This window comes from Flavobacterium sp., assembly GCF_044357305.1.
In the GTDB taxonomy this organism is placed as follows: domain Bacteria; phylum Bacteroidota; class Bacteroidia; order Flavobacteriales; family Flavobacteriaceae; genus Flavobacterium.
Window position 1 is genome coordinate 1 of record NZ_JBIKPS010000015.1, and the last position, 25,775, is coordinate 25,775.

The following is a 25,775-nucleotide window of genomic DNA, read 5'->3' on the forward strand; positions in this document are numbered from 1 at the left end:
AACCTAAAACCTAAAACCTAAAACCTAAAACCTAAAACCTAAAACCTAAAACCTAAAACCTAAAACCTAAAACCTAAAACCTAAAACCTAAAACCTAAAACCTAAAACCTAAAACCTAAAACCTAAAACCTAAATACTGCCATTAGAAGCATCAAGAATAGTTACATTTTTGGCTTGTGAGCTTGCAATAAATACAATAGTTACGATAGTGTAAACAGTATTTTTTTTTGTTTTTAATTACTAATTTTTTTAGAGTTTTGCTTGATTGATTTGGTTATTTTCATATTTCTTTTAAAGAATTTTACGTTTATTTATTCTTTTATCACTTTAAATGTTTGCTTCAAATTCTCATCAGCAATAGTGAGCGAATAAATACCACTCGATAAGTTACCTAATTCAATAATTGTGTTTTCTGAATTTAATTTGCCTTTAAGTATGATTTTACCTAAGATGTCATAAATTATATAATCAGAACCTACTAATATTGCAGCTACTTTTACAGTGATTTGGTTTTTTGCTGGATTCGGAGATATAAAAATAGTATTGAAACTCGCCTCGTTTAAACCTAAAACCGCACCTACGGTAGCTGTTTTAGAAACTGTACAACCATTACAATCAGTAGCTGTTACAGAATAAGTTCCTGCAGCAACACCAGTAAGGTCTTCGGTTGTTGCACCATTAGACCATTGATAACTAAGTGTGGAAGCATTAGTTCCGTAATGAACTTTAATAAGAGGTGCCCTTGGCGAATTTGGTGGATTTGGAAAATCACCACCACGTCCAAGCGTAATTGTAAGTTCCCCATTACTTCCCCAAGGAGTCAAACCAGCTACTCCAGTAGCAATTGTATAGGTCAATATTCCATTAAGACCTAAATAAAAACCGTATGTTGCGCCGGCTGGTATAGTCACTGCTGTCATTGGAATTGGGCCACTATATACAGGTGCAGATAAAGTCCCTCCAGATGGAACTGTTCCACTTGCATTAGTAGCAACTGCGATCCAACCATTTTGATTCGACCAATGAGGAACATACGAACCAGGATAATAGTAAATACTATAACTGGTAGCTGAACCAAAGAAGGAACCATAACTACCTTGAGAAATTCCTGTAATAGTTAATGGATTTAAAGAAGTGTTTTTCATGTTGAACATTATTCCACTTGAGCCAGAAGCTGTTCCAAAGTTTGAAGCTAAACTAGTAGGAGTCATACAATTCCATCCAGTCACTGATAAATCAACAGATCCATCTAGTGCGCTTGTACTACTTGCATCAACAACTACTGTTGAAGCTGCAACATCACAGAACAAACAAGCAGCAGTATTACTTATAGTAGCTGATGGATTGTAAGAATATGCAGTTTCGTCCATACAACCTGCACAGGTAGTATAATTACAATCAACATTAACAGTAGCTAATGCCGAATAGTTACAAGCTGAAGGGTCAGTACAGCCATATACAACTCCCGGCTCACATACATAATTAAGTAAGCCAGATCTAAATGTATTTATAGTAGCTATCATTCTGGATTTTTGATCTTCTGTGAAAATATTCCTGCAATCTGTATAATCCATATAATTCATAAACATTTCACCATTAGCTCCTGAATTACATGCGTTATATTCATTATATGGAAATGCAGGACATCCATAAGTTGAGGATGACTCTGTTGGCGTATCATTACAATAATCATCACCGCAATTAGAGGTTTGTCCAGTAACATCGCCCCAAATATGTTTTAGACTTAACCAATGTCCTATTTCATGCGATACAGTTTTTATTATAAAAGAGTTACCACCTGCTGTGCCAATATCACCAAACCTTGTATAATCAACAACTACACCATCAATATTAGCGAGAGCACCAGGATATGTCGAATAACCGTTAAGATTAGGTAAATAACAAATCCAAATATTTAAATACTTTGTGGTATCCCAGGCATCAATTCCCCCTTGTGATGTATGTTTAACTGCATCATCTGAGTAACTTACCCCATTAGAAGTTCCAGGATCAAAACCACTTACATTAGTAGCAGTTCTAGTAATACCAGATGTTGCATTTCCATTTGGATCTGTTGTGGTAAGACAAAATTCGATTTCACAATCTGCTGCTACTGCTGCAAAAACAGGAGGAGTTGCTGAAGCATCCGCATTTAATCTTCTATAATCCTTATTTATAATAGCTATTGCTGATAAAATCTGTGCAGTACTAATATTCTCCGTTGGATTTTTATAAACTACATGAACAACAACGGGAATAGTTATGATCGTGTTCTTCTTAGATTTATTGGTCGCATTAGTTTGAATCCAGTTTTGTATTGCTTGCTCATTTTGCAACATTTTATTTCCTAATTGTGGATCTTGAGTTTTTAAATGTTCAAGATATTCCATACTGCCACATTCTTTTTTTTGAGCGGATACAATAGAAAACAAAAACAAAAAAGAAAAAGAAAATGTAAATAGTATTACTTTTTTCATAATTTTAAATTTTAAGATTAATAAACCATACTTGTCATATTAGTTCAGACTAAGCGACAAAAATATTATGGCAGATTAATAAAAAATTGTAAAAATCGAAAGGGAGTTAAAATTTACCGAATTGAGGAGAAAGTCTTCTTGAATCTTATTAATAATTTAAAGAGTTTAATCCCTTATTAAATTATATTTCCAAAACTATCAAAGCGCCAATGTTGAAAATCGGAAAAATCGGAATAGAGTTGACTATTTAAATAATACTTTTTAGGAGAAATACCTATTGAATCTTTAAAATCCTTACAGAAATGAGCTTGGTCGAAATAGTTTAAATGATAGGCAACTTGAGTTAGAGATTCTTCGCAAGTTAACGGAAAGTCTAACGCCTTTTTAATTCGATGAATCTTGATCAAGTCTTTGGGCGAAATCCCAACATGTTGATTAAAAAGATTTCGTAGCGTGGTAGGTGTAATGTTTAAGATTGAACTTATGTTATCAACCTTATAAATATTTTCTTTAGTAATTAAATGATGTGCTGCTGAAATCCTTTTGTCCAATGATTCAATAAGCAGATTGTCTTTCATAAACAATTCTATTTTGTCCATTAAGGCTTCGTCATTTTTACATTGACATAAATTCTCATAGAGTTTATTAACTTCCTCTTTTTTAAATAAATCAAACAAATCTGTTCCATTAGTTTTATTAGTCGAAAGTAGAGCGTCATTTAAAAACAATTGAAGATAATGTGGATAGAAACCAATTGAAATTTCACGGTAATTAGGACTCATTTTCAGTAATTGAACTTTATCAATTAGCCCGTAAAGATGAACGTTCGGCTGTCTTTGCCAACCCTTGTCTGTTTTTATATGGCAGTCACCTTCCAAAATAACCGTAATTGATAATTCTCCATTGGGAACACAACAGTAAATAAATTCATTGTTTCCATTGGACAAATCATAAACATCAGTCAAGTATTTTGCTGAGAGTGGTTTTGTTTTATGATTAATTAATCGAAATTTCATATTCGTTTCACTTATAATTAGTTTGAATCAAAAATAGGCATTAGCATCTAGTAAAATTATAATAAATAACCCAGTTGTTTATAAAATATAGGTATTAAAAAAACATAAGCTACTATTGTCTTTAACAATTAAGTACTTTCTAAAGCTTGTCTTATTTGTCAATTCTTTTCAAATCTAAATCTTGAAAGTCAAAACTAAAGTCAATATTTGGTGAAATACCTTTCATTTTAATAGATGTTGCCTTTCCTGTCTCGTCCAATGAAAAGATTGACAGTGCATCACAATTCATTGCTTGATATTCCCATTTTATGGCAAAGCTGTTTTCTTGAAAAAAAGCCATCGGGCCATTTAATTTTGGTGAACGATAACATTTAATCCATAATTGCTTGTTTTTTTCAAACACTTCTACTTTTCCAAACCATTTGTCCGCATATATTCCAATATAGTTTTCATTTTTCACTTCAATTTTTTTCGCCATTTGAACTTGTTCCCACGTTTTTTTTGTGACATTATCTTCCTCATTTTTATCCTCATTACTCCACGCCAACATTTTATCTATCCAAGCATAATCGTCCAAACCTAAATAACTGTCAGCAATGGTATTCGTAAGGGATGAAAAAAGTGCTTCTCCACCATTTTCAGTATTGGTTAAAATCACAATGCCTAAATTTAAATCGGGATACATTGTTACTATAGAAAGCATTCCGGGCAATCCGCCAGTATGAGACACTTCAAATTTGCCTACCACATCTGTTAATACCCAGCCCAAGCCATAGCCGTTAAAATGGGAATTGTATCTTGGATTAGGATTCGTTTCTAAAACTGTATGTATTCGCCACATTTCATTATGGTTTTTTAATGAGAACAATGGCGTTTTTAAATCAATACCATACTTTCCTTTATTTAAATGCAGCATCATCCATTTGGACATATCTGTAACATTAGAAAATATGCCACCGGCTGCATCTGCCATTCCTATGTCATAACTATCTATTGTTTTTATGGAGCCCGATTCAGATGAATGTGGCGTTGCCAAGTTGCTTTTGTCTTTCTGTAAATAACCAACATACGAATTGTTCATTTGCAATGGTTCAATAATTCGCTTTTGTACAAACAATTCATAACTCATACCGCTGGCTCTTGCAATTACTTCTCCTGCCACCATATATAATAAATTATCATAATCAAACTTTGTTCGAAAGGCTGAAACAGGTTTAAAATATTGAAAGCAGGTTACTACATCTTTAATTGTAAAGTCGGAACCATCTGGAAAAAACATCAAATCGCCAACACCCAATGCCAGTCCGCTACGATGGGTTAATAAATCTTGGATATTAAAATTCTCGGTAACATAATCATTATACATTTTGAATTCAGGAATATGATCTATTACTTTATCTGTCCATTTAAGTTTGCCCTCTTCTTCCAAAATGGCCAATGCTGTTGTTGTAAATGCTTTGGTATTAGAAGCTATTTGAAAATTAGTATTTTCATTTACAGCTATTTTAGTATTTATATCCGATATGCCATATCCTTTTGAGTGAATTACTTTTCCTTCTTTCACAACTGCAACAGCCACTCCTGCAACTTTAAATTTCACCAAAGCAACAGCCACTAACGAATCAATTTGTGGGGAGGATAGTTGAGCAAAAATTAGGGATGGGGCTAGACAAATCAAAAACAAATATTTCAGCAATATGGACTTTTTTCTCATGATAATTAGTATTTAAAATTGTAAATAAATCAGGGGTATAGCACTTTGGGCATAAGTGAATAATTACAAAATTGCAATGGATGAGATTAGTAAAGTTTTCATTTTCATAATGTTTATTTATAAATTTTTATAAAGATATTTTTATTTATCTCAATTTGTTATGTTTTCATCAGAATATGAAGTAAGATAATAATTTCTTTTTTACTTACATTTGCAGAAATTAAAAATTTATAAGAAAAAAAGTTTCTCACTTTTTATCCCACTTTCATCAAAGTTATTTTTATTTATTTGAAAATCAATAAATTACAACACAACTATACTTTTGCACATGCAACACAACGTACTTATTTTAGATTTCGGCTCGCAATACACACAACTTATTGCCCGACGCGTTCGCGAATTAAATATATTCTGCGAAATTTTCCCTTACAATCATTATCCAACCGATTTATCGTCTTACAAAGCAGTAATTCTTGGTGGTAGCCCTTACTCGGTGCGCTCCGAAGACGCTTTGCAAATCGATTTAGATCACATTCGCGGCAAATTTCCCTTGCTTGCAGTGTGCTATGGAGCACAATATTTGGCACATTTTTCAGGTGGTGAGGTCGCGGCTTCCAACACTAGAGAATATGGTAGAGCAAATTTAAATTACATTAAAGAAGACGAAGTTTTCTTTGAAAATGTAAACCTTAATTCGCAAGTTTGGATGAGCCACAGTGATACCATTAAGCATTTGCCAACCAATGGCGTCAAGCTTGCTAGTACCCACGATGTAGAAAATGCAGCCTACCGAATTGAAGGCGAAACAACTTATGCCATTCAATTCCATCCCGAAGTATACCATTCCACCGACGGAAAACAAATTCTAGAAAACTTCTTAGTCAAAATTGCCGAGGTACCTCAAAACTTTACTCCCAATGCTTTTGTAGACGATTGCGTAAAAGATTTGCAAGAAAAAGTCCAAAACGATAAAGTAGTTCTCGGACTTTCCGGCGGAGTAGATTCGACCGTTGCGGCAGTTTTATTGCACAAAGCCATCGGTAAAAACTTATATTGCATCTTCGTTAACAACGGATTGCTGCGCAAGAATGAATTTGAAAGTGTATTGCACCAATACAAAGACATGGGCTTGAACGTGAAAGGAGTTGACGCTTCCGATCGTTTCTTAAGCGAATTAGCTGGAGTAGACGATCCCGAAACCAAACGTAAAATAATTGGTAGAGTTTTTATTGAAGTTTTTGACGATGAATCGAAAATTATTGAAGACGTATCTTGGTTGGCACAAGGAACCATTTATCCCGATGTTATAGAATCCGTTTCGGTAAAAGGACCATCAGCAACCATAAAATCACATCACAATGTAGGAGGGTTACCCGATTTTATGAAACTAAAAATTGTAGAACCACTTCGAATGTTGTTCAAAGATGAAGTGCGAAGAGTAGGAGCAACCTTAGGAATTGATGCCGAATTATTAGGCCGTCATCCATTTCCAGGACCAGGATTATCGATTCGTATATTAGGAGATATTACTCCCGAAAAAGTGCGTATCTTGCAAGAAGTAGATGCCATTTTCATCGATGGATTAAAATCCCACGGATTGTACGACAAAGTATGGCAAGCAGGAGCAATCCTTCTTCCCGTAAATAGTGTAGGAGTAATGGGCGATGAGCGTACCTATGAAAAAGTAGTAGCCCTTCGCGCAGTAGAATCTACCGACGGAATGACTGCCGATTGGGTACATTTGCCTTACGATTTCTTGATGAAAATCTCCAACGAGATTATCAATAAAGTAAGAGGAGTCAATAGAGTAGTGTACGACATCAGTTCGAAACCGCCTGCAACTATTGAATGGGAGTAGATTAGTGATCAGTGTTCAAGTGTTCAGTAAAATGAATTAGTTACGTTAGATTTTGGAATTTGGATTTTTTTTATTGGAATTTAATTTAAAAAACATGTTTAAAAGAGTTATTTACATTTTTGTGTTTCTAATTTCGGCTTCGATTTTTGGGCAGAATTATACCAAGCACACCGTTGCTAAAGGGGAAACTATTCCGTCTATCGCACAGAAATACAAAGTAACTCCGTATGATATTTACAAGTTAAACCCCGATTCTCAAAAAGGAATCCAACCCAATACGGTTTTGTTAATTCCGAATAATGTTGGGAAAGTAGTTTCGAAACCCGTTCCGCCAAAAGCAAAGGAATCCAATACAAAAACACACGAAGTTTTAGTTAAAGAGACTCTTTATAGTATTGCCAATAAATACAATGTAGCAATTTCGGATCTTCAAGAAGCGAATCCTTTCTTAAAAACAGACGGCTTGCAACCGGGACAGATTTTAAAAATCATTAAATACGAAGAGCCACCTAAAATGGCAGTGGGAACCAAAATGTATTCTTCTTATACAGTAGTTTCAGGAGATACAAAATACAGTGTTGCTAAGAAATTTGGTATTACCGTAGAAGAACTTGAAAAACAAAATCCAGAGATTAAAGATACTCTTTCTCTTGGATTTATATTAAAAATCAATGCTGCTAAGACTAATAATACAGCTCCAATTTCCATGGGAGTACAAGAAAAAGCCCATGCAAAAGCAATTGATTTATTAGAATATACCGTTAAATCTGGAGAAACGTTATACAGTTTGACGCATCTTTTTAATTTATCCGAAGCCTCCTTAATTGGATTAAATCCCGATTTAAAAGAAGGCGTTAAAGAAGGAATGGTTTTAAAAGTTCCTGCAAATCTTTCGTTTACCAAAGAAACCAAAAACGGTTTGAAAGATTTATCCAAATCAATTTCCAACCAACAGAAAAAACAGTTGGTCTTGTTCTTGCCTTTTAATGTTTCTAAAATTCAAAACGATTCCCTTACTTCGGTTTCCGAACGTTTGAAAAAAGATAAATTCCTAAACATGACCCTCGATTTTTATTCGGGGGCTTTAATGGCAATTGATTCTGCTAAAGTTTTAGGATTAAATATTGAGGTGAAAATATACGATTCCGAAGAAACTAAAAATACCACAAGCGCCTTATCGGTAATTTCAAATAGTGATTTTGCCAATACCGATGCCGTAATCGGACCATTTTACCAAGTAAATGTAGAAAAAGTAGCAGGTGCTTTGGAGAATCAAAATATTCCAGTGATTTCGCCATTGTCTAAAGATGAAGGAAAATCCTATAAGAATTTATACCAATCGATGCCTCAAAACGATGCCATAAAAAATGCAATGTTCGATTATATGCATGCTAAAAATGGCAACATAATAGCAGTTGTTGATCCTAAAAAAATGGCAATCAAGCAATACCTTCAAGATTTCCAAAAGGATGTAAAGGTGGTTGGAATAAATAGTAAAGGTGGATTTGTAGCCGATAGCATCAAAAAATATTTTGTTAAAGATAGAATGAATTATGTAATTCTAGTTTCCGAAAAAACGGGCGTTATTTTTACCGTTACCAACACCATGCAAAGCGCCATGAAAGATTACCAAGTGCAATTGGTGATTTTGGAACCTAACGAAACCTTAGATTTTGAAGAAATTGCATTATCCCGATTAACCAAATTAAAAATGGCTTATCCATCGGCATCCAAAGAAAACGAAACGGAAGAAGCCCAACAATTTGCTTCAGCATACAAAAAGAAAAACAGAATATTCCCTAACCAATATGCCATTCGTGGTTTTGATTTGACTTTTGATACGATGTTGCGTCTATCCCAAGGGCAAACCTTTGAAGACAGTATTAATGCAAATGCTTCCGAGCAAATTGAAAGCAAATTTGATTATGCCAAAAAACTTTCGGGAGGATATGCCAATAACGGAATTTACATCTTATACTACGACGAAGATTTAACCATAAAACAAGCACAATAATGCCAACATCAAAGGTAACTTATCTAGGAGGTTTAAGAACGTCTTCTATTCATTTACAATCGGGTTCCGAAATAATATCCGATGCGCCAACCGATAATAATGGTAAAGGGGAAGCTTTCTCTCCAACAGATAGCGTTGCTAATGGTTTAGCTTCTTGCATGTTTACCGTTATGGGAATTAAAGCCCAAGATTTAGGAGTAGATTTCTCCGGTTCTAATGCCGAAGTAACTAAGATTATGGCTGCGGAACCAAGAAGAATTTCGGAGATCCATGTAAATTTCAACATGAATCTTGCTGCCGATGAAAAAACCAAAACAATCCTAGAACGAACTGCGATGACATGCCCAGTTTTTTATAGTTTACATCCAGATATCAAGAAGGAGATTAGTTTTGTTTGGAAATAGTTTTTAAAAAGAAAAAAGAAAATAGAACAAAGAATATAGACTTTGTAAGTATATCTATTCTCTATCATCTATTCTCTCTTTTCTATTCTCTCTTTTCTATACTCTTAAAATGGACGACCAACAAAAATCACTTATCAAACTAGCGCATACTAAGATGCCTTTCGGCAAATACGAGGGCTACTACCTTATTGATTTGCCGGAGTATTACGTTGTTTGGTACAGTAATAAAGGCTTTCCGAAAGGGCAACTTGGCGAACAATTACAACTCATTTATGAACTAAAATTAAACGGTTTGGAAGAGTTGATTCGAAACATCAAAAAAAAATACCCAAAACAATAATTTAGAATTTTAGATTGGATAATTATATAAACCTCCCAAAATTATTCCCTCTAATTATCCCTTGTCAATTATCAATTATCAATTTATAATTGTACTTTTGCCTCGTTTTTATCGGGATTTTATACTTTTGATAAAATCCAACTCTACAAAGAGGATAAATCCAAAAACAACAACCAAAACAACAACACAACAAGTACGGACAACTATATAGTTGTCCTAAAAAAAAAACAATGAATCCAACTAAATACATTTTTGTTACTGGCGGAGTTACTTCTTCTTTAGGAAAAGGAATTATCGCAGCATCTTTGGCAAAATTATTACAAGCACGAGGTTACCGAACTACAATCCAAAAATTTGATCCCTACATAAACGTTGATCCAGGAACTTTAAATCCTTACGAGCATGGAGAATGTTATGTTACAGACGATGGTGCCGAAACCGATTTGGATTTAGGACATTACGAACGTTTTTTAAATGTTCCAACATCACAAGCCAATAACGTAACTACTGGAAGAGTCTATCTTTCAGTGATTGAAAAAGAGCGTCGTGGCGAATTTTTAGGAAAAACCGTTCAAGTGGTGCCTCACATCACCAACGAAATTAAAGAACGCATGCAATTGCTTGGTAAATCAGGTGATTTTGATATAGTAATTACCGAAATTGGAGGTACTGTTGGTGATATTGAATCGTTGCCTTACATCGAGTCAGTGCGTCAATTGGTATGGGAATTAGGCGATAACAACGGAATAGTTATTCATTTAACCTTGGTTCCTTATTTGGCAGCAGCCGGAGAATTAAAAACCAAACCTACGCAACACTCTGTAAAAACGTTGATGGAAAGCGGTATCAAAGCCGACATTTTGGTTTGCAGAACCGAGCATGAAATATCCGATGAATTGCGTCAAAAGTTGGCCTTGTTTTGCAATGTAAAACGCGAAGCAGTGATTCAGTCTATTGATGCTTCTACAATATATGAAGTGCCAAATTTAATGCTTGAAGAAGGATTGGATATTGTGGCTTTAAAGAAATTAAATTTACCCGAAAAATCAGCTCCCGACTTATCCCAATGGAATGATTTTTTACACCGTTTGAAAAATCCAAAACATACCATTAATGTTGGTTTGATAGGGAAATATGTAGAATTACAAGATTCTTACAAATCCATTTTGGAAGCGTTCATTCATGCAGGTGCTGCCAACGAAACCAAAGTAAATGTGGTTAGCATTCATTCGGAATTTGTAAATAAAGATAATATTGCTGAAAAATTAGTAGGCATTGATGGAATACTTGTGGCTCCAGGATTTGGAGAACGCGGTATTGAAGGTAAAATCGAAACGGTTCGTTATGCACGTGAAAACAATATTCCTTTTTTCGGAATTTGTCTTGGAATGCAAATGGCGGTTATCGAATATTCTAGAAATGTTTTAGGTTTAGCCGATGCCAATTCTACCGAAATGAATCCGAATACTACCAATCCAGTTATCGATTTGATGGAAGATCAAAAAACCATCACCGATAAAGGAGGAACGATGCGTTTAGGTTCTTGGAAATGTGATTTAAAAGAAGGTACTTTGGCACATCAAATTTATGGTAAAACACAAATTGAAGAGCGCCATCGTCATAGATACGAATACAATAATAAATATTCTGCCGAATTAGAAAAAGCAGGATTAATAAGCTCTGGAATCAATCCAGATACTGGTTTGGTAGAAATTGTTGAGGTTAAAAATCATCCGTTTTTCATCGGAGTACAATACCATCCCGAATATAAAAGTACTGTTGCAAATCCACAGCCAATTTTTGTTAGCTTTGTGGCCGCAATGGTGAAAAATAAAAAATAAGTTTTCAGCGTAATTGAAAGCCGGTAACAAAACAGTCCTTTAGTCGACTGATGTATAAATTATAAAGTATAATGGAAGAAAAGAAGTTTGACAAGAATTCAATAATTGGCTTTGGTTTAATTTTCCTCATCGTAATGTGGATGATGTACAATAGTCAAAAAACAGCACAAAAAGAACAAGCCGAGAAAGCCAAACAAGAGAAAATAGACAAAATTAATAAAGCAAAAGCTGTCGTTGCTAAAGAAGTAACTGCGGTAGCAGTAGATACTACGGTTAATGATACTTTGAAATTGCAAAAATTGCAAGGTGCTTTAGGAAGTTTTGCATATTCTGCAACTTTACCATCAGCAAAAGAAGGTTTTACCGTTCTTGAAAATGACCTTGTAAAAATGACAATCGCTAACAAAGGTGGTTATGTGTCGGAAGCAATTCTAAAAAAATACGAAAAGTTTAGTAAAGGTTCTGGTCAATTAGTTGAATTGATTAAAAATAATAATGCCAATTTTAATTTGGCATTACAAACTAAAGACAACCGCGTTTTAAATACGAAAGACTTGTTTTTTGAACCAACATTGAAACAGGTTGGTGAGAATAAAGTGTTATCGATGAAGTTGAAAACGGGGCCTACTACTTATTTGGAATACAACTATACGTTGAAGCCAAATGATTATATGTTAGATTTTGACCTTCGCTCACAAGGGTTAAGCGCTGCTTTAAATACTTCAAAACCTACCGATTTACAATGGGATTTAAAAACCTATCGCAATGAAAAAAGCATTTCTTATGAAAATCAAAATGCGGAGATTTACTACGAATACGAAGATGGAAAAATTAGTTATGTAGGACAAGGAAAAGACAAAGAAGAAACTCCAACTAAAACTTCGTTTATTGCCTACAAGCAACATTTTTTCTCCACAGTTTTGTTGACTAATGTTCCTTTTGAAACTACTAAGATTCTTTCAAATGATTTAATAAATGATGTAAAAACAGATACAGTTTTTACAAAACAATTCAAATCCACTTTACCACTTGCTTATAGAAATGGCGAATTGGATTATAAAATGAATTGGTATTTCGGACCTACCGATTACAAAACATTAAACTCCTATGAAGATAAAAATCTGGATAAAATTATCCCGTTAGGTTGGGGTATTTTTGGTTGGATCAACCGATTTATTTTCATCCCATTATTCGGATTTTTAGGAGGTTTTATGCCTTACGGATGGGCTATTATCGTATTTACAATATTGATAAAAATTGCCATGTCACCAATTACTTTCAAATCGTTCTTGTCGCAAGCCAAGATGAAAGTATTGCGTCCTGAAATTACCGAATTAGGAGAAAAATATCCTAAAGATGCGGTAAAAAAACAACAAGAAACAATGAAGTTGTACAACAAGGCCGGAGTAAATCCGATGGCTGGTTGTATTCCTGCGTTAATTCAGATGCCGTTCTTGATGGCTTCGTTTCGATTCTTCCCATCGGCTTTTGAATTACGTCAAAAAGGATTCCTTTGGGCAGACGATTTATCTTCTTTTGATCAAATAGCTAAATTACCATTCAATATCCCATTTTATGGCGATCATATTAGTTTGTTTCCAATTTTGGCAGCAATTGCAATTTTCTTCTATATGAAAATGACTTCGGGTGATAATCAAATGGCGCAACCACAACAAGAAGGTATGCCAGATATGACAAAGATTATGAAAATGATGATTTACATTTCACCAATCATGATGTTGATTTTCTTTAATAGTTATGGTTCTGGATTGAGTTTGTATAACTTTATGTCCAACTTAATTACTATCGGAATCATGTTAGTAATCAAGAAATACTTTATCGATAGCGATAAAATTCATGCTAAAATCCAAGAAAACAAAACCAAACCAGTTAAGGAAGGTAAATTTCAAAAGAAACTTCGTGAGGTAATGGAACAGGCAGAAGAACAAAAGAAACTTGGAAAAAAATAAAGTTAAGTTATATTAAAAAAGAAAGCCGTTTCAAATTGAAACGGCTTTCTTTTTTAATAAGATGTAATGTTATTAAGGCACACTATTTGGTAAAAGTACTTTATTTACAGCGTGAATAACACCATTAGCACATTGTACATCAGCTAAAACAATATTTATTTGTCTGCTTTGTTCGTCTGTGATAACTGTTCCTGCAACTGTAAATGTTCCTGTTTCAAAAGTTGTAATTGGTGTTGTAGGGATTGCATTTGATAAAACATTCGCTCCTGCAACTACATGATAGGTTAAAACAGCTGTTTTTTTAGCACTACTTAAACCACTATACAAATTTGTTGTAGCCGTATCAAAAGCGCTATTTAATGGTGCGAATACTGTAAACGGTGAATTAGCTGTACCACTTAAAGTTGTAATAAGATTTTGGGCAGTTAATAATGATGCAAGTGTGCTGAAATTTGAATTAGCAGTAGCGTGTGTCACAATAGTTGGTAATGTAATTACAGCATCAACTTTGTGAATAACTCCATTTGAAGCAATGATATTGAATGTTGAACCAGCTGTTGTTGTGATTACAGATGACATGCCATTCAATCTCACACCAGATGTAGTGTTAACATACATACTTAAAGTATTTGTTGTTGATGCGGTTCCTTTTGCTAAAGTTTTGATGTAAGAATTATTTGTTAATCCACTAGACTGAACAGAACCGCTCACTACATGATTTAATAAAATTTGTTTAAGTGCAGGGATATCTGCAGTTGGTAAATTGTCAATTACTGATGCAGTATAACCAGCATTGATAAAGGCTTGATCGGTTGGGGCAAAAACGGTAAACGGTCCTGTGCCTTGTAAAGTTGTAGCTAAATCTGCTTTTTTAAGTGCTTTAACTAATAATGTCAAATCACTTGCATTTGAAGCGATACCGGTAATTGTATTGTCAACTGTAGGCATTTGATTGTCGTCATCACTACAAGAAATTAACAATAATCCTAAAAAAGCAAAAATTGCGATTAATTTTGTTTTGTTTGTTTTCATAATAATTTTTTTTTGAAGTTATTTTGTTTGATAAATTTATAAAATGAATAAACAAGAAAATAAAATTTATAATAATTTTAACTTTTTTGTTGAATGATTAAAATTAATTAATTTTTATTTCTTTATCTAAATATTGATATAATGCGTTTAATTTAATACTGTAATTGTTAAACAAAATATGTTAATTCATAATTTTATTTGTAGTTTTTTTCTTGTTAATAATAGAATTAAACAAAAAAAGCTGCTAAATATTTTGACAGCTTTTACATTTTAATTGTTTTATACTCTTTATAAAGATGGTAGCAGTGTTTTGTTTAATAAATGAAATACGCCACTAGTATACTGTATGTCAGTTGTAATGATGTTTAAATTTCTATTATTTACATCTTTTAATCTTGGTGCAGCATTTAATAAAACAGTAAAGGTTTGCTGTACTTCTAATTTAGGAACTATTTTCCGTCTGTTAAATCAGAGGATAAAATAAAATGGATTTATAAATATATATTTGGTAATCAAAGCTATTTGGAATTATTTTTGTCATACTAAATAGTACAATTTTGAGTTATCTTTCAAACAAATTTAAAAAGCATAAAAAAACATGAAAAATTTACTTCTAATATTCTTTTTCACCACTTCGCTTTTTGCACAAGAAATCAACCAACTGGATGTCAATGGCAAAAAGCAAGGCGTTTGGAAAGGTGTCTACGAACAATCTAAAAAACCGCGTTACGAAGGAACTTTCGAACACGGGAAAGAAGTTGGGATGTTTAAGTTTTTTGATGATACGAAAGCAGGAACCGTAATTGCTACACGAGAATTCAACTCCAAAGACAATTCGTGTTATTCTATTTTTTATAATCAAAAAGGAAATAAAGTAAGCGAAGGCAAGTTGGTTAACAAACTTTACGTAGGCGAATGGAAATACTACCATGAAGACTCTGCTTTAGTAATGACTTCCGAAAATTATACAAATGGAAAATTAAATGGCTTGCGAAAAGTGACTTACCCAAGTGGAAAAATTGCGGAAGAAGCCAATTATAAAAATGGAAAAAAAGATGGTTCGTATAAAAAATATACCGAAAATGGAATTGTTTTAGAAGAAAGCCTTTACAAAAATGGTGAATTTGATGGTCTTGCTATTTTCAGAGGTCCAGATAATGTAGTGGTTGCCAAAGGAATTTTTGTTAAAGGTAAGAAAGAAGGTATTTGGGAATTCAATACCAATGGCAAAATCACCAAAGAAAATATGACTACCAAAAAGGTTCGTAAATTTGTAAAAAAAGAAATTACTAGGGAAGAAGAATAGTTCCTAAATAAATAAAATTTACCTGAGTATATGTTTTAACAATTAAAGCATATACTTTTTTTTATTATTTGATGTAAATTTGTAACTCAAAAATAATACTTATTTCAAAAATGAAACGTGTAGTAGTAGGACTTTCTGGTGGTGTAGATTCTAGCGTTGCGGCCTATCTTTTAAAAGAACAAGGCTATGAGGTTATTGGACTTTTTATGAAAAATTGGCACGATGATTCAGTTACAATTTCTAATGAGTGTCCTTGGTTGGAAGACAGTAACGATGCTCTCTTAGTAGCTGAAAAACTTGGAATTCCGTTTCAAACCGTAGATTTAAGTGAGCAATACAAAGAAAAAATCGTTGATTATATGTTCAACGAATACGAGAAAGGACGAACGCCCAATCCTGATGTGTTGTGTAATCGCGAAATTAAGTTTGATGTTTTCATGAAAATCGCTTTAAGTCTTGGTGCCGATTACGTTGCCACAGGACATTATTGCCGAAAAGGAGAAATTGAAAACGATGGAAATACTACTTTTCAATTACTTGCTGGAAAAGACGATAACAAAGACCAATCCTATTTTCTTTGCCAACTTTCGCAAGAACAATTAGCCAAATCATTATTTCCAATTGGGGAATTGACCAAACCAGAAGTGCGGGAAATTGCAACTAAAATGGAATTGGTAACTGCCGAAAAGAAAGACTCACAAGGGCTTTGTTTTATAGGAAAAGTGCGACTTCCAGAGTTCTTGCAACAACAATTACAACCAAAAGAAGGCTTGATTTATGAAGTTCCGGCGTCAAGCGAAATTTATAATCAAATTAAACCTACTTTCAATTCCTTAGAAGAAGAATTAATTTTCGAATCGACTTCTATTGAATATACTCCAGAAACGGGAAAGGTAGTTGGCAAACATCAAGGTGCGCACTATTTCACCATCGGACAACGAAAAGGATTGAACGTTGGCGGTACAAAGGAAGCCTTGTTTATTATCTCTACAAATGTGGTTACTAACGAAATTTACACCGGTCAAGGACACGCTCATCCTGGACTTTTCAAAAAAGCATTAAAGATTTTTCCTTCAGAAACGCATTGGATAAGAAATGATTTAATACTTGAAAACGGACAATCCATGGAAGTAATGGCACGCATTCGCTATCGACAAGAATTGCAAAAAGCAACGTTATACCAGTTTGAAAGCGGATTGTATGTTTCTTTTGAGCAACCCCAATCGGCAATCACCCAAGGGCAATTTGTGGCTTGGAATATAGGCGAGGAATTAGTTGGTTCGGGAGTAATTTCGTAATTTAGTACTTCTAAAAACAAATAGCTATGAAAAATTTTATACTTATCCTTACCTTTTTAGTTACGTTTACCTCTTTTTCACAACAAGATGCTTGGGTATATTTTAACGATAAACCAAATTCGGCTGCATTTTTCAGTAATCCATTATCCGAACTTTCGCAAAGAGCTTTAGATAGAAGAACCGCGCAAAATATTGCTTTGGTTATTAATGATGCGCCCTTAGAAGCAACCTATGTTTCTCAAATTACCGCTGCAACTGGAATTACAGTCAAAGCAAGATCCAAATGGCTGAACTGCCTTCACATCCGCGGAAGCGTTACCAATATTCAGGCTTTGTTGGCGTTTCCTTTTGTAAACCATGTTCATTTTGCAGATAATTCTTTAAATGCTAAAATGGCGGTTCCAGCAACTATCACCCCGGTGAATAAGCAATTGGACGTTCAAGTGAATTTTAATTATGGCACTTCTGCTAATCAGATTCAAATGCTTAACGGACATTTGTTACACCAAGCCAATTATACTGGAACTGGAAAAATTATTGCAGTTTTGGATTCAGGATTTTTAGGAGTTGACACAGCACAACCTTTTCAAAGATTGTTTACCAATAATTTAATCCTTGGTGGTTACAATTATGTAAGTCAAAGTTCTTATTTGTATGCATTACATGATCACGGAACGATGACATTGTCTTGTATGGGTGGATTTACTGATAATTTATTGGTTGGTACAGCACCAGATGCGCACTATTATTTGTTTATAACAGAAGATGTTGACGCCGAAAATCCTGTGGAAGAAAGCTATTGGGTTCAAGCTGCAGAAGAAGCTGACCGACTTGGAGTAGACGTTATTTCGACTTCCTTAGGGTATTTTGAGTATGACAATCCCAACTATAGTCATGCCTATTCAGAGATGACTGGAAATATTGCTTTTGCTTCTCAAGGAGCAAACATTGCTTTTAGTAAAGGAATGATTGTGGTAGCCAGTGCAGGAAATTCAGCAAATTCTAGCAATCCTCATATTGGTGTTCCTGCTGAAGCAACTAACGTTCTTGCGGTTGGAGCAGTCAAATTTGATGAAAATTATGCCTCTTTTAGTTCTATAGGACCATCGTATGATGGAAGAGTCAAGCCAGATGTGATGGCAAAAGGACAGTCAACCACTGTTTCAGATATTCAAGGAGATATCTTTACAGCAAGTGGAACCTCTTTTTCTTGTCCAGTTATGGCAGGAATGATAGCAAGTTTTTGGCAAGCAGTTCCTAATTTAACCAACCAGCAAGTTGTTAATTTTGTAAAGCAATCTTCCGATCGATATAGTACTCCGAACGACTTATATGGTTATGGGATCCCTGATTTTCAATTAGCTTTGAATTCTGCTTTATCGATAAATCAAAATGAAATTAATTCCTTTGTTTTATTTCCAAATCCAACAAATAATATGGTTTCAATTTCTTTTCCAGATAATTTTTCCAATGCTACTGTTACATTTTACAATACCTTAGGGCAAATTTTGATTAATAAAACTATTTCTTCTTCGGTATCGAATGTTTCTTTAGAGGCTTTAAATTCGGGAGTATATTTTTATAAAATAGAAAGTAATTCCTTTATCCAATCCGGAAAAATAATTAAAGAATAATGAACCGAATCACCCAACTTTTCAATATTAAATACCCAATTATTCAAGGAGGAATGATTTGGAATAGTGGTTATAAATTAGCAAGCGCCGTTAGTACTAGCGGTGGTTTAGGATTAATAGGTGCTGGCTCGATGTATCCGGAGGTTTTGCGAGAACACATTCAAAAATGTACGAAAGCAACCGATAAGCCTTTTGGTGTGAATGTTCCGATGTTGTATCCAAATGTTCAAGAAATTATGGATATTATTGTGGAAGAAGGAGTGAAAATTGTTTTTACTTCTGCAGGAAATCCGAAAACGTGGACTTCTTTTTTGAAGGAAAAAGGAATCACCGTAGTTCATGTGGTAAGCAGTTCTAAATTTGCTTTGAAAGCACAAGAGGCTGGAGTGGATGCGGTCGTAGCCGAAGGATTTGAAGCGGGTGGTCATAACGGAAGAGAAGAAACTACGACTTTAACGTTGATTCCGATGGTGAAAGAGAATATCAGCATACCATTAATTGCTGCTGGTGGAATTGCATCCGGACGCGGCATGTTGGCAGCAATGATCCTTGGTGCGGATGGCGTTCAAATGGGAAGTCGTTTCGTTGCTTCAACCGAAAGTTCGGCACACGATAATTTCAAAAAAACGGTAATTGAAACCGAAGAGGGAGGCACACTTTTAACTTTAAAAGAATTAGCCCCAGTTCGATTAATCAAAAATAAATTCTTTGAAGATGTTCAAGAATTATATGCTAAATGTCCGAGTAAAGAAGATCTAGAAAACTTATTAGGAAAACGCCGTGCCAAACGAGGCATGTTTGAAGGCGATTTAGTAGAAGGCGAATTAGAAATTGGTCAAATTGCTGGATTAATTCACGATATTAAACCTGTTGACGCAATTATAAAAGAAATTATTGACGAATTTGAATTAGCAAAAAAAGAAGTTAATTCATTTAATTTTTAAGGAAATTCTTAACTGTTTCTTATTATTGCGATACTTTCAAAATACTTAATTTTGTAAAAATAAATTTCCATGAAAAAATTACTTTTCTTTTTCGTTTTTATCTTCGTTTTCCATCTTCAAGCACAAGAACGACCTAAATTAGTGGTCGGAATTGTTGTAGATCAAATGAGAATGGAATATTTATACCGTTTTCAAAATGATTTTACCGAAAATGGGTTCAAACGCATAATGAATAAAGGATACGTATACCACAATGCACATTTTAATTATATGCCAACCTATACCGCACCTGGTCATGCTTCTATTTATGCGGGAACAACGCCATCTGTGCACGGAATTGTAGGGAATGAATGGTTCAATAGATCCACAAGCAAAGAACGCTATTGTACTGATGATGAAACGGTTCAGACCTTGGGTGATGGAACTAAAGCAGAAGGAGCAATGTCGCCAAAAAACTTGTTGTCTACCACAATTACGGATGAACTCCGAATGGGAACCAATTTTAAAGGAAAAGTAATTGGAATGAGTTTGAAAGACAGAGGCGCTATCTTACCTGCAGGACATTTTGCCAATTGGGCTTTTTGGTACAGCAAAACGGGAGCTTTTATTTCGAGTACATTTTATGGAGAGAAATTACCAGACTGGGTAACCGATTTTAATAACCAAAAAAACTATTTGAATTACATTAATCAAGGTTGGAATTTATACAAACCCGCAGCAACCTACAACGAAAGTGATCCCGATGACAGTCCCTACGAAGGAAAATTATATGGAGTGGACAAGCCCGTTTTTCCTTATGATTTAAAAAAAATGTATGATAAAAATGATGCTGGAGTTTTAAGAGCGACTCCTTTTGGAAACAATATTCTTGCCGATTTGGCTATGAAAGCTATTGAAAATGAATCGTTAGGAAAAGACGAAGACACCGATTTCTTAGCGATAAGTTTCTCTTCTACAGATTATGTCGGACACATTTTAGGAGCACGTTCTATGGAATTACAAGATACTTATTTAAGATTGGACCAAACCATAGCCGATTTATTAGCTTATTTGGATAGAAATGTTGGAAAAGACAATTATTTACTTTTTTTAACAGCCGATCATGCGTGTGCCGAAAATGCTAATTTCCTTAAAAACAATAAATTAAATGTAAAAAATATTGAATACAAAGAAATTTCTAAAGCCATAAAAAAATTCTCTACGGATACTTACGGCGAAGATTTTGTAACCAATTATTCTAATTTTAATTTGTATTTGAATAAAGCTAAAATTAAAGAAAAAGGATTGGAATATGCAACCGTTGAGCACTCTTTCTCCGATTTTTTAATGACACAAGAACAAGTGAAAAAAGTATACAACGAAGAAGAAATTTTACATTCCAATGGAAGTGATTATTATTTAAGCATGATTGCAAACGGATATGACGCCACTCAAGATGGAAATCTTGTAATCCTAGACAAACCAGGATACATCGAATATGGACCAACAGGAACTTCCCACGGAACTCCTTATGCCTATGATACACACGCACCTTTATTGTTTTATGGTTGGGAAATACCAAAAGGGGAGAGTCACTCAAAAAAATACATCACTCAAATAGCACCCACCATTGCTCAAAAAATAGGAATCACTTTTCCAAACGGATCTCAATGTGAAGTATTAGAAGAAATTTTAAATAAGTAAACAACTTTTTTAAAACCAATAAATCAAAAAAAAATCCACTAAATTTATATTAGTGGAATTTTTCATAGAATTATATTCGTTAAAAATTCGTCTAATTTTTGGCTTTTCTCATCTTTCCATAAAAATTCTGAGTTTTTAAAAAAGTTAGTTGAAGTTGTATACAATTAATTAATAATACAATTTTCATTTCTTTTTCGGATACTATTCCGAAAAAAGTATAACTTTTTTTGATTGAATTCCAAAAAAGTTGTATTTTTGAAAAAAAATAAAGAATGATACTGCGTTTATTAGAAAAAAATATTACCGATAATTTGTATAAAAATAAAGTAATAATCCTTTTAGGAGCAAGACAAACGGGTAAAACAACGTTGCTTAAAAAAATTGTTGCTAATTCTAATCAATCTATTTGGCTCAATGGCGATGAATATGACATTCAAGAATATTTTAAAAATGCAACTTCAACTAAACTTAAAGTGGTTATAGGTAACCATAATCTTGTGGTAATTGATGAGGCACAACGAATAGAAAATATTGGTTTGGGACTAAAACTTTTGCACGATTCCTTTCCTGAAATTCAAATTATAGCCACTGTTTCTTCGGCTTTTGAATTAAAAAATAAAACTAATGAGCCTTTAACTGGTAGAAAATTCGAGTATCAATTATTTCCATTTTCTTTTTTTGAACTATCACAACATCATTCAGAGTTAATAGAAAAAAGGCATTTGCATTCTCGTTTGGTTTTTGGTTCTTATCCTGAAGTAATTAACAACCAAGGAAAAGAAATTGAAGTGTTAAAATTACTAGCAGATAGTTATCTTTTTAAAGATATTTTGATGTTAGATACTATAAAAAAACCTGAAAAATTAATTAAATTACTTCAGGCATTAGCATTTCAAATTGGTTCTGAAGTATCTTATAATGAAATAGGTAATTTAATAGGACTTGACAGTAAAACGGTAGAAACTTATATTAATTTATTAGAAAAGGCATTTATTGTTTTTAAATTAAATTCATTAAGTAGAAACTTGCGAAATGAACTAAAACTATCTAAAAAAGTTTATTTTTATGATACAGGAATACGTAATGCGATTATAAATAATTTTCAAATTGCAGATACAAGGCAAGATATAGGTGCTTTGTTTGAAAATTATTTAATTGCGGAACGATTAAAATATAACGAATATAACAAGCGCTATGTTAATCGTTTTTTTTGGCGTACCAAAGAACAACAAGAAATTGATTATATTGAGGAATATAATGGCAACTTATATGCTTTTGAATTCAAATGGAATGCAGCCAAAAAAGCTACTTTCTCCAAAACATTTACTAATGCCTATCCAAGTACTCAAACTATGGTGATTACTAAAGAGAACTATGAGGTATTTTTAAAACAAGATTCATAAAAAAATCCACTAACATTATATTAGTGGAATTTTTTTATGTTTTTGAAATTTAATAATCTGTGAATCAGTGGCTAATTTAAATTTCCACCTCAATTTGGTTTTTAATCAAATCTTCAAAGGTTTCTCTTTTAGTTATTAAATATCCTTTTCCGTCTTTCCATAAAACTTCTGCGGGTTTAAAACGCGAGTTATAGTTGGATGCCATCGAGAAACAATAAGCACCTGCATTTTTAAAACAGAGTATATCGCCTTCTTTTATTTCTTGAATTCTTCGGTTGTTGGCAAAAGTATCGGTTTCACAAATGTAACCCACCACGGTATAAAAACGCTCTTTTCCTTTTGGGTTAGAAATGTTTTCGATGGTATGTTGCGAACCGTATAGCATCGGACGAATTAAGTGGTTAAATCCACTATCAATTCCTGCAAAAACAGTAGAAGTAGTTTGTTTTACCACGTTTACTTTTGCTAAGAAATAACCTGCTTCACTCACTAGGAATTTTCCTGGTTCGAAGGCTAATGTTAATGGACGTCCGTATTCTTTTTCGAAGGCTAAGAAACGTTTGGTTAGTTTTTTTCCGAGTTCTTCAATATTGGTTTCGATGTCGCCTTTTTTGTAAGGAACTTTAAATCCACTTCCAAAATCTAAAAAGTCTAAAGATTTGAAATTATTTGCTGCATCAAATAGAATTTCTGCTGCGTAAAGAAAGACTTCAATATCTAAAATATCGGATCCAGTATGCATATGAATACCGTTAATATGCATTTTTGTATTCTCAACAATTCGAAGGATGTGGGGCATTTGATGTATAGAAATTCCAAATTTACTATCAATATGTCCAACGGATATATTAGAATTTCCTCCTGCCATAACATGAGGATTGATTCGAATGCATACCGGAACGGTTGGATGTTTGGTTCCAAAATGTTCTAAAACCGAAAGGTTGTCTATATTAATTTGTACTCCAAGCGCTGCTGCTTCTTCAATTTCTTCAAAAGAAACACCATTGGGTGTATATATAATTTGATGTGGTTCAAAGCCTGCATGAATTCCTAATTTTACTTCTTGAATAGAAACGGTATCCAAATTAGAACCATAAGATTTTAATAACTTTAGAATAGTAATATTTGACAATGCTTTACAAGCATAGTTAATCCTTAACCTAGGTACTTTTGCGAAAGCATTAGTTAATCGTTTGTATTGTGAATGTATTTTTTCAGCATCATATACATATAACGGACTTCCAAAACTTTCAGCTAATTTTACTAATTCTTGTGATTGCATTTTATTTTTTTTGTAAATTTAATGTTATAAGTATCGTTATCAAAGTAATTAACAAGAACAAAACACTTTTTTTATTTTAAATACTAGGTAAATCCCCATTTCCTTTTGTGGGTAAATTTGTAGAGCTCATTAAATATAAATCAACAACCCTAGCTGCTTCTCTACCTTCTGAAATTGCCCAAACAATTAAAGATTGTCCTCGGCGCATATCTCCAGCTGTGAAAATATTTGGTTTGTTGGTTTGATAATTTGTCGTTTTGTAATTATTTTTAATGTCAATTTCTAAATCTAAATGCTCGCTTAACGTTTTTTCAGGGCCGGTAAATCCAAGTGCTAATAGTGCTAATTCGCAAGGCCAAATTTTCTCGGAACCTTCTTTTTCTATTAATTCAGGTCTATTTCCGGGAACCATTTTCCAACTTACTTCAACCGTTTTTAATCCAACTAATTCTCCTTTATCATTTGCAATGAATTCTTTGGTATTAATGAGCCAGTTTCTATCGCAGCCTTCCTCATGAGAGGAGGATGTTTTTAATTGTAAAGGCCAGAAAGGCCATGGGGTAGATGTACTTCTTTCTTTAGGAGGCTTAGGCATAATTTCAAAATTGGTAACCGATTTTGCTCCTTGACGGTTGGATGTGCCAACACAATCGGAACCAGTATCACCACCTCCAATTACAATTACATTTTTATCTTTTGCTACAATCTGATTTGGAATTGTTTCTCCATAAAGCGATTTGGTTTGTTGCGTCAAAAAAGTCATTGCTTGCACAATACCTTTACTTTCAATTCCTTTTGTTGGCAAGCTTCTACTTTCAGATGCACCTCCGCATAATACTATAGAATCAAATGCATTTAATTGATCCACACTGTAGTTAACACCAACATTTACATTAACTTTAAATACAATTCCTTCGGCTTCTAATACTTTTACGCGTCGGTCAATAATTCCTTTTTCTAATTTGAAATTCGGAATTCCATACCGCAATAATCCACCAATTGCATTGTCTCTTTCAAAAACGGTAACCAAGTGTCCCGCTCTATTTAATTGTTGAGCAGCAGCTAATCCTGCTGGACCTGACCCAATAATTGCAACGGTTTTTCCTGTTCTTGTAGTTGGAATTTGGGGTTTAATCCATCCTTCTGCAAAACCTCTTTCTACGATATTTTTTTCAATATTTTCAATTGCTACTGGTTCGCTAATGATTCCTAAAACACACGATTTTTCGCAAGGAGCAGGGCAGAGGCGACCTGTAAATTCAGGAAAATTATTGGTGGAGTGCAAAATTTCTAAGGCATTTTGCCATTCTTCTTGATGCACCATATCATTGAAATCTGGAATCAAATTTCCTAGCGGACAGGAACTATGGCAAAACGGAATTCCGCAATCCATGCATCTAGATCCTTGTTCTTTTATTTTTTCTTTGGATAATGGAATTGTAAATTCATCATAATTAGACAAACGATTTACAACAGCAAAGTTGTTTTCATCGGTTCTTTCATATTCTTTAAATCCTCCTATTTTCCCCATTTTTTATCTTGTCAAAATTTATTTTTTT

The 25,775-nt window shown here is 33.7% G+C and carries 18 protein-coding genes; 12 read left to right on the forward strand and 6 right to left on the reverse strand.

The window, feature by feature from the left end; translation table 11 throughout:
* Positions 1–311: 311 nt before the first annotated feature.
* From ACIQ2J_RS10000 to ACIQ2J_RS10010, 3 genes are all read right to left on the reverse strand, one after another.
* Positions 312–2,477, reverse strand: coding sequence for a M43 family zinc metalloprotease (locus ACIQ2J_RS10000; RefSeq protein ID WP_396169242.1), 2,166 nt, complete (start codon positions 2,475–2,477; stop codon positions 312–314).
* A gap of 176 nt (positions 2,478–2,653) precedes the next feature.
* Positions 2,654–3,493, reverse strand: a complete 840-nt coding sequence (locus ACIQ2J_RS10005; RefSeq protein WP_396169245.1) for a helix-turn-helix domain-containing protein — start codon at positions 3,491–3,493, stop codon at positions 2,654–2,656.
* A 151-nt stretch (positions 3,494–3,644) separates the two neighbouring features.
* Complete coding sequence (locus tag ACIQ2J_RS10010; protein ID WP_396169247.1) at positions 3,645–5,207, reverse strand: serine hydrolase; 1,563 nt, start codon at positions 5,205–5,207, stop codon at positions 3,645–3,647.
* A 328-nt stretch (positions 5,208–5,535) separates the two neighbouring features.
* Between ACIQ2J_RS10010 and guaA the strand changes: the two genes are divergently transcribed.
* The 6 genes from guaA (at position 5,536) to yidC (ending at position 13,634) form a co-directional block, all read left to right on the forward strand.
* Entirely contained in the window at positions 5,536–7,065 is a 1,530-nt protein-coding gene (guaA, locus tag ACIQ2J_RS10015) for a glutamine-hydrolyzing GMP synthase (protein ID WP_396169249.1), read from the forward strand.
* Between the two features lie 94 nt (positions 7,066–7,159).
* Positions 7,160–9,079, forward strand: coding sequence for a LysM peptidoglycan-binding domain-containing protein (locus tag ACIQ2J_RS10020; protein ID WP_396169251.1), 1,920 nt, complete (start codon positions 7,160–7,162; stop codon positions 9,077–9,079).
* Positions 9,079–9,483 carry an OsmC family protein gene (locus ACIQ2J_RS10025; RefSeq protein ID WP_396169253.1) on the forward strand — a complete coding sequence of 135 codons (405 nt, stop codon included), beginning with the start codon at positions 9,079–9,081 and terminating at the stop codon, positions 9,481–9,483. The genes ACIQ2J_RS10020 and ACIQ2J_RS10025 overlap by 1 nt, the downstream gene beginning before the upstream one ends.
* A gap of 109 nt (positions 9,484–9,592) precedes the next feature.
* Entirely contained in the window at positions 9,593–9,823 is a 231-nt protein-coding gene (locus ACIQ2J_RS10030; RefSeq protein WP_396169255.1) for a DUF3820 family protein, read from the forward strand.
* A gap of 230 nt (positions 9,824–10,053) precedes the next feature.
* Positions 10,054–11,664, forward strand: a complete 1,611-nt coding sequence (locus ACIQ2J_RS10035; protein WP_396169259.1) for a CTP synthase — start codon at positions 10,054–10,056, stop codon at positions 11,662–11,664.
* Positions 11,665–11,735: 71 nt separating this feature from the next.
* Positions 11,736–13,634 (forward strand): membrane protein insertase YidC, encoded by a 1,899-nt coding sequence (yidC, locus tag ACIQ2J_RS10040; RefSeq protein WP_396169261.1) that lies wholly within the window; start codon positions 11,736–11,738, stop codon positions 13,632–13,634.
* Positions 13,635–13,706: 72 nt separating this feature from the next.
* Here yidC and ACIQ2J_RS10045 read toward each other — a convergent pair whose 3' ends face one another.
* Positions 13,707–14,666 (reverse strand): fasciclin domain-containing protein, encoded by a 960-nt coding sequence (locus ACIQ2J_RS10045; protein WP_396169263.1) that lies wholly within the window; start codon positions 14,664–14,666, stop codon positions 13,707–13,709.
* 598 nt (positions 14,667–15,264) lie between these two features.
* Here ACIQ2J_RS10045 and ACIQ2J_RS10050 point away from each other — a divergent pair.
* The 6 genes from ACIQ2J_RS10050 (at position 15,265) to ACIQ2J_RS10075 (ending at position 22,934) form a co-directional block, all read left to right on the forward strand.
* On the forward strand, positions 15,265–15,972 hold the full coding sequence (locus tag ACIQ2J_RS10050) for a toxin-antitoxin system YwqK family antitoxin (protein ID WP_396169266.1): 708 nt from the start codon (positions 15,265–15,267) through the stop codon (positions 15,970–15,972).
* Between the two features lie 110 nt (positions 15,973–16,082).
* Positions 16,083–17,270, forward strand: coding sequence for a tRNA 2-thiouridine(34) synthase MnmA (gene mnmA / locus ACIQ2J_RS10055; protein WP_396169268.1), 1,188 nt, complete (start codon positions 16,083–16,085; stop codon positions 17,268–17,270).
* Between the two features lie 26 nt (positions 17,271–17,296).
* Positions 17,297–18,904, forward strand: a complete 1,608-nt coding sequence (locus ACIQ2J_RS10060; protein WP_396169270.1) for a S8 family serine peptidase — start codon at positions 17,297–17,299, stop codon at positions 18,902–18,904.
* Positions 18,904–19,848, forward strand: a complete 945-nt coding sequence (locus ACIQ2J_RS10065) for an NAD(P)H-dependent flavin oxidoreductase (protein WP_396169273.1) — start codon at positions 18,904–18,906, stop codon at positions 19,846–19,848. The genes ACIQ2J_RS10060 and ACIQ2J_RS10065 overlap by 1 nt, the downstream gene beginning before the upstream one ends.
* A gap of 69 nt (positions 19,849–19,917) precedes the next feature.
* Positions 19,918–21,531 carry an alkaline phosphatase PafA gene (gene pafA / locus ACIQ2J_RS10070; protein ID WP_396169277.1) on the forward strand — a complete coding sequence of 538 codons (1,614 nt, stop codon included), beginning with the start codon at positions 19,918–19,920 and terminating at the stop codon, positions 21,529–21,531.
* Positions 21,532–21,803: 272 nt separating this feature from the next.
* Positions 21,804–22,934, forward strand: a complete 1,131-nt coding sequence (locus ACIQ2J_RS10075; protein WP_396169279.1) for an ATP-binding protein — start codon at positions 21,804–21,806, stop codon at positions 22,932–22,934.
* Between the two features lie 76 nt (positions 22,935–23,010).
* Here the strand turns inward: ACIQ2J_RS10075 and lysA are convergent, their stop codons facing one another.
* Both lysA and ACIQ2J_RS10085 read right to left on the reverse strand, forming a co-directional pair.
* Complete coding sequence (lysA, locus tag ACIQ2J_RS10080; RefSeq protein ID WP_396169281.1) at positions 23,011–24,216, reverse strand: diaminopimelate decarboxylase; 1,206 nt, start codon at positions 24,214–24,216, stop codon at positions 23,011–23,013.
* Between the two features lie 76 nt (positions 24,217–24,292).
* Complete coding sequence (locus tag ACIQ2J_RS10085; protein ID WP_396169284.1) at positions 24,293–25,747, reverse strand: glutamate synthase subunit beta; 1,455 nt, start codon at positions 25,745–25,747, stop codon at positions 24,293–24,295.
* Between the last annotated feature and the right edge of the window lie 28 nt (positions 25,748–25,775).

What these genes read in the sequence shown, in the direction of transcription:
- ACIQ2J_RS10000 (WP_396169242.1), bottom strand. Translation starts at nt 2,477, where the DNA reads ATGAAAAAAGTAATACTATTTACATTTTCTTTTTCTTTTTTGTTTTTG.
- ACIQ2J_RS10005 (WP_396169245.1), bottom strand. Translation starts at nt 3,493, where the DNA reads ATGAAATTTCGATTAATTAATCATAAAACAAAACCACTCTCAGCAAAA.
- ACIQ2J_RS10010 (WP_396169247.1), bottom strand. Translation starts at nt 5,207, where the DNA reads ATGAGAAAAAAGTCCATATTGCTGAAATATTTGTTTTTGATTTGTCTA.
- guaA (WP_396169249.1), top strand. Translation starts at nt 5,536, where the DNA reads ATGCAACACAACGTACTTATTTTAGATTTCGGCTCGCAATACACACAA.
- ACIQ2J_RS10020 (WP_396169251.1), top strand. Translation starts at nt 7,160, where the DNA reads ATGTTTAAAAGAGTTATTTACATTTTTGTGTTTCTAATTTCGGCTTCG.
- ACIQ2J_RS10025 (WP_396169253.1), top strand. Translation starts at nt 9,079, where the DNA reads ATGCCAACATCAAAGGTAACTTATCTAGGAGGTTTAAGAACGTCTTCT.
- ACIQ2J_RS10030 (WP_396169255.1), top strand. Translation starts at nt 9,593, where the DNA reads ATGGACGACCAACAAAAATCACTTATCAAACTAGCGCATACTAAGATG.
- ACIQ2J_RS10035 (WP_396169259.1), top strand. Translation starts at nt 10,054, where the DNA reads ATGAATCCAACTAAATACATTTTTGTTACTGGCGGAGTTACTTCTTCT.
- yidC (WP_396169261.1), top strand. Translation starts at nt 11,736, where the DNA reads ATGGAAGAAAAGAAGTTTGACAAGAATTCAATAATTGGCTTTGGTTTA.
- ACIQ2J_RS10045 (WP_396169263.1), bottom strand. Translation starts at nt 14,666, where the DNA reads ATGAAAACAAACAAAACAAAATTAATCGCAATTTTTGCTTTTTTAGGA.
- ACIQ2J_RS10050 (WP_396169266.1), top strand. Translation starts at nt 15,265, where the DNA reads ATGAAAAATTTACTTCTAATATTCTTTTTCACCACTTCGCTTTTTGCA.
- mnmA (WP_396169268.1), top strand. Translation starts at nt 16,083, where the DNA reads ATGAAACGTGTAGTAGTAGGACTTTCTGGTGGTGTAGATTCTAGCGTT.
- ACIQ2J_RS10060 (WP_396169270.1), top strand. Translation starts at nt 17,297, where the DNA reads ATGAAAAATTTTATACTTATCCTTACCTTTTTAGTTACGTTTACCTCT.
- ACIQ2J_RS10065 (WP_396169273.1), top strand. Translation starts at nt 18,904, where the DNA reads ATGAACCGAATCACCCAACTTTTCAATATTAAATACCCAATTATTCAA.
- pafA (WP_396169277.1), top strand. Translation starts at nt 19,918, where the DNA reads ATGAAAAAATTACTTTTCTTTTTCGTTTTTATCTTCGTTTTCCATCTT.
- ACIQ2J_RS10075 (WP_396169279.1), top strand. Translation starts at nt 21,804, where the DNA reads ATGATACTGCGTTTATTAGAAAAAAATATTACCGATAATTTGTATAAA.
- lysA (WP_396169281.1), bottom strand. Translation starts at nt 24,216, where the DNA reads ATGCAATCACAAGAATTAGTAAAATTAGCTGAAAGTTTTGGAAGTCCG.
- ACIQ2J_RS10085 (WP_396169284.1), bottom strand. Translation starts at nt 25,747, where the DNA reads ATGGGGAAAATAGGAGGATTTAAAGAATATGAAAGAACCGATGAAAAC.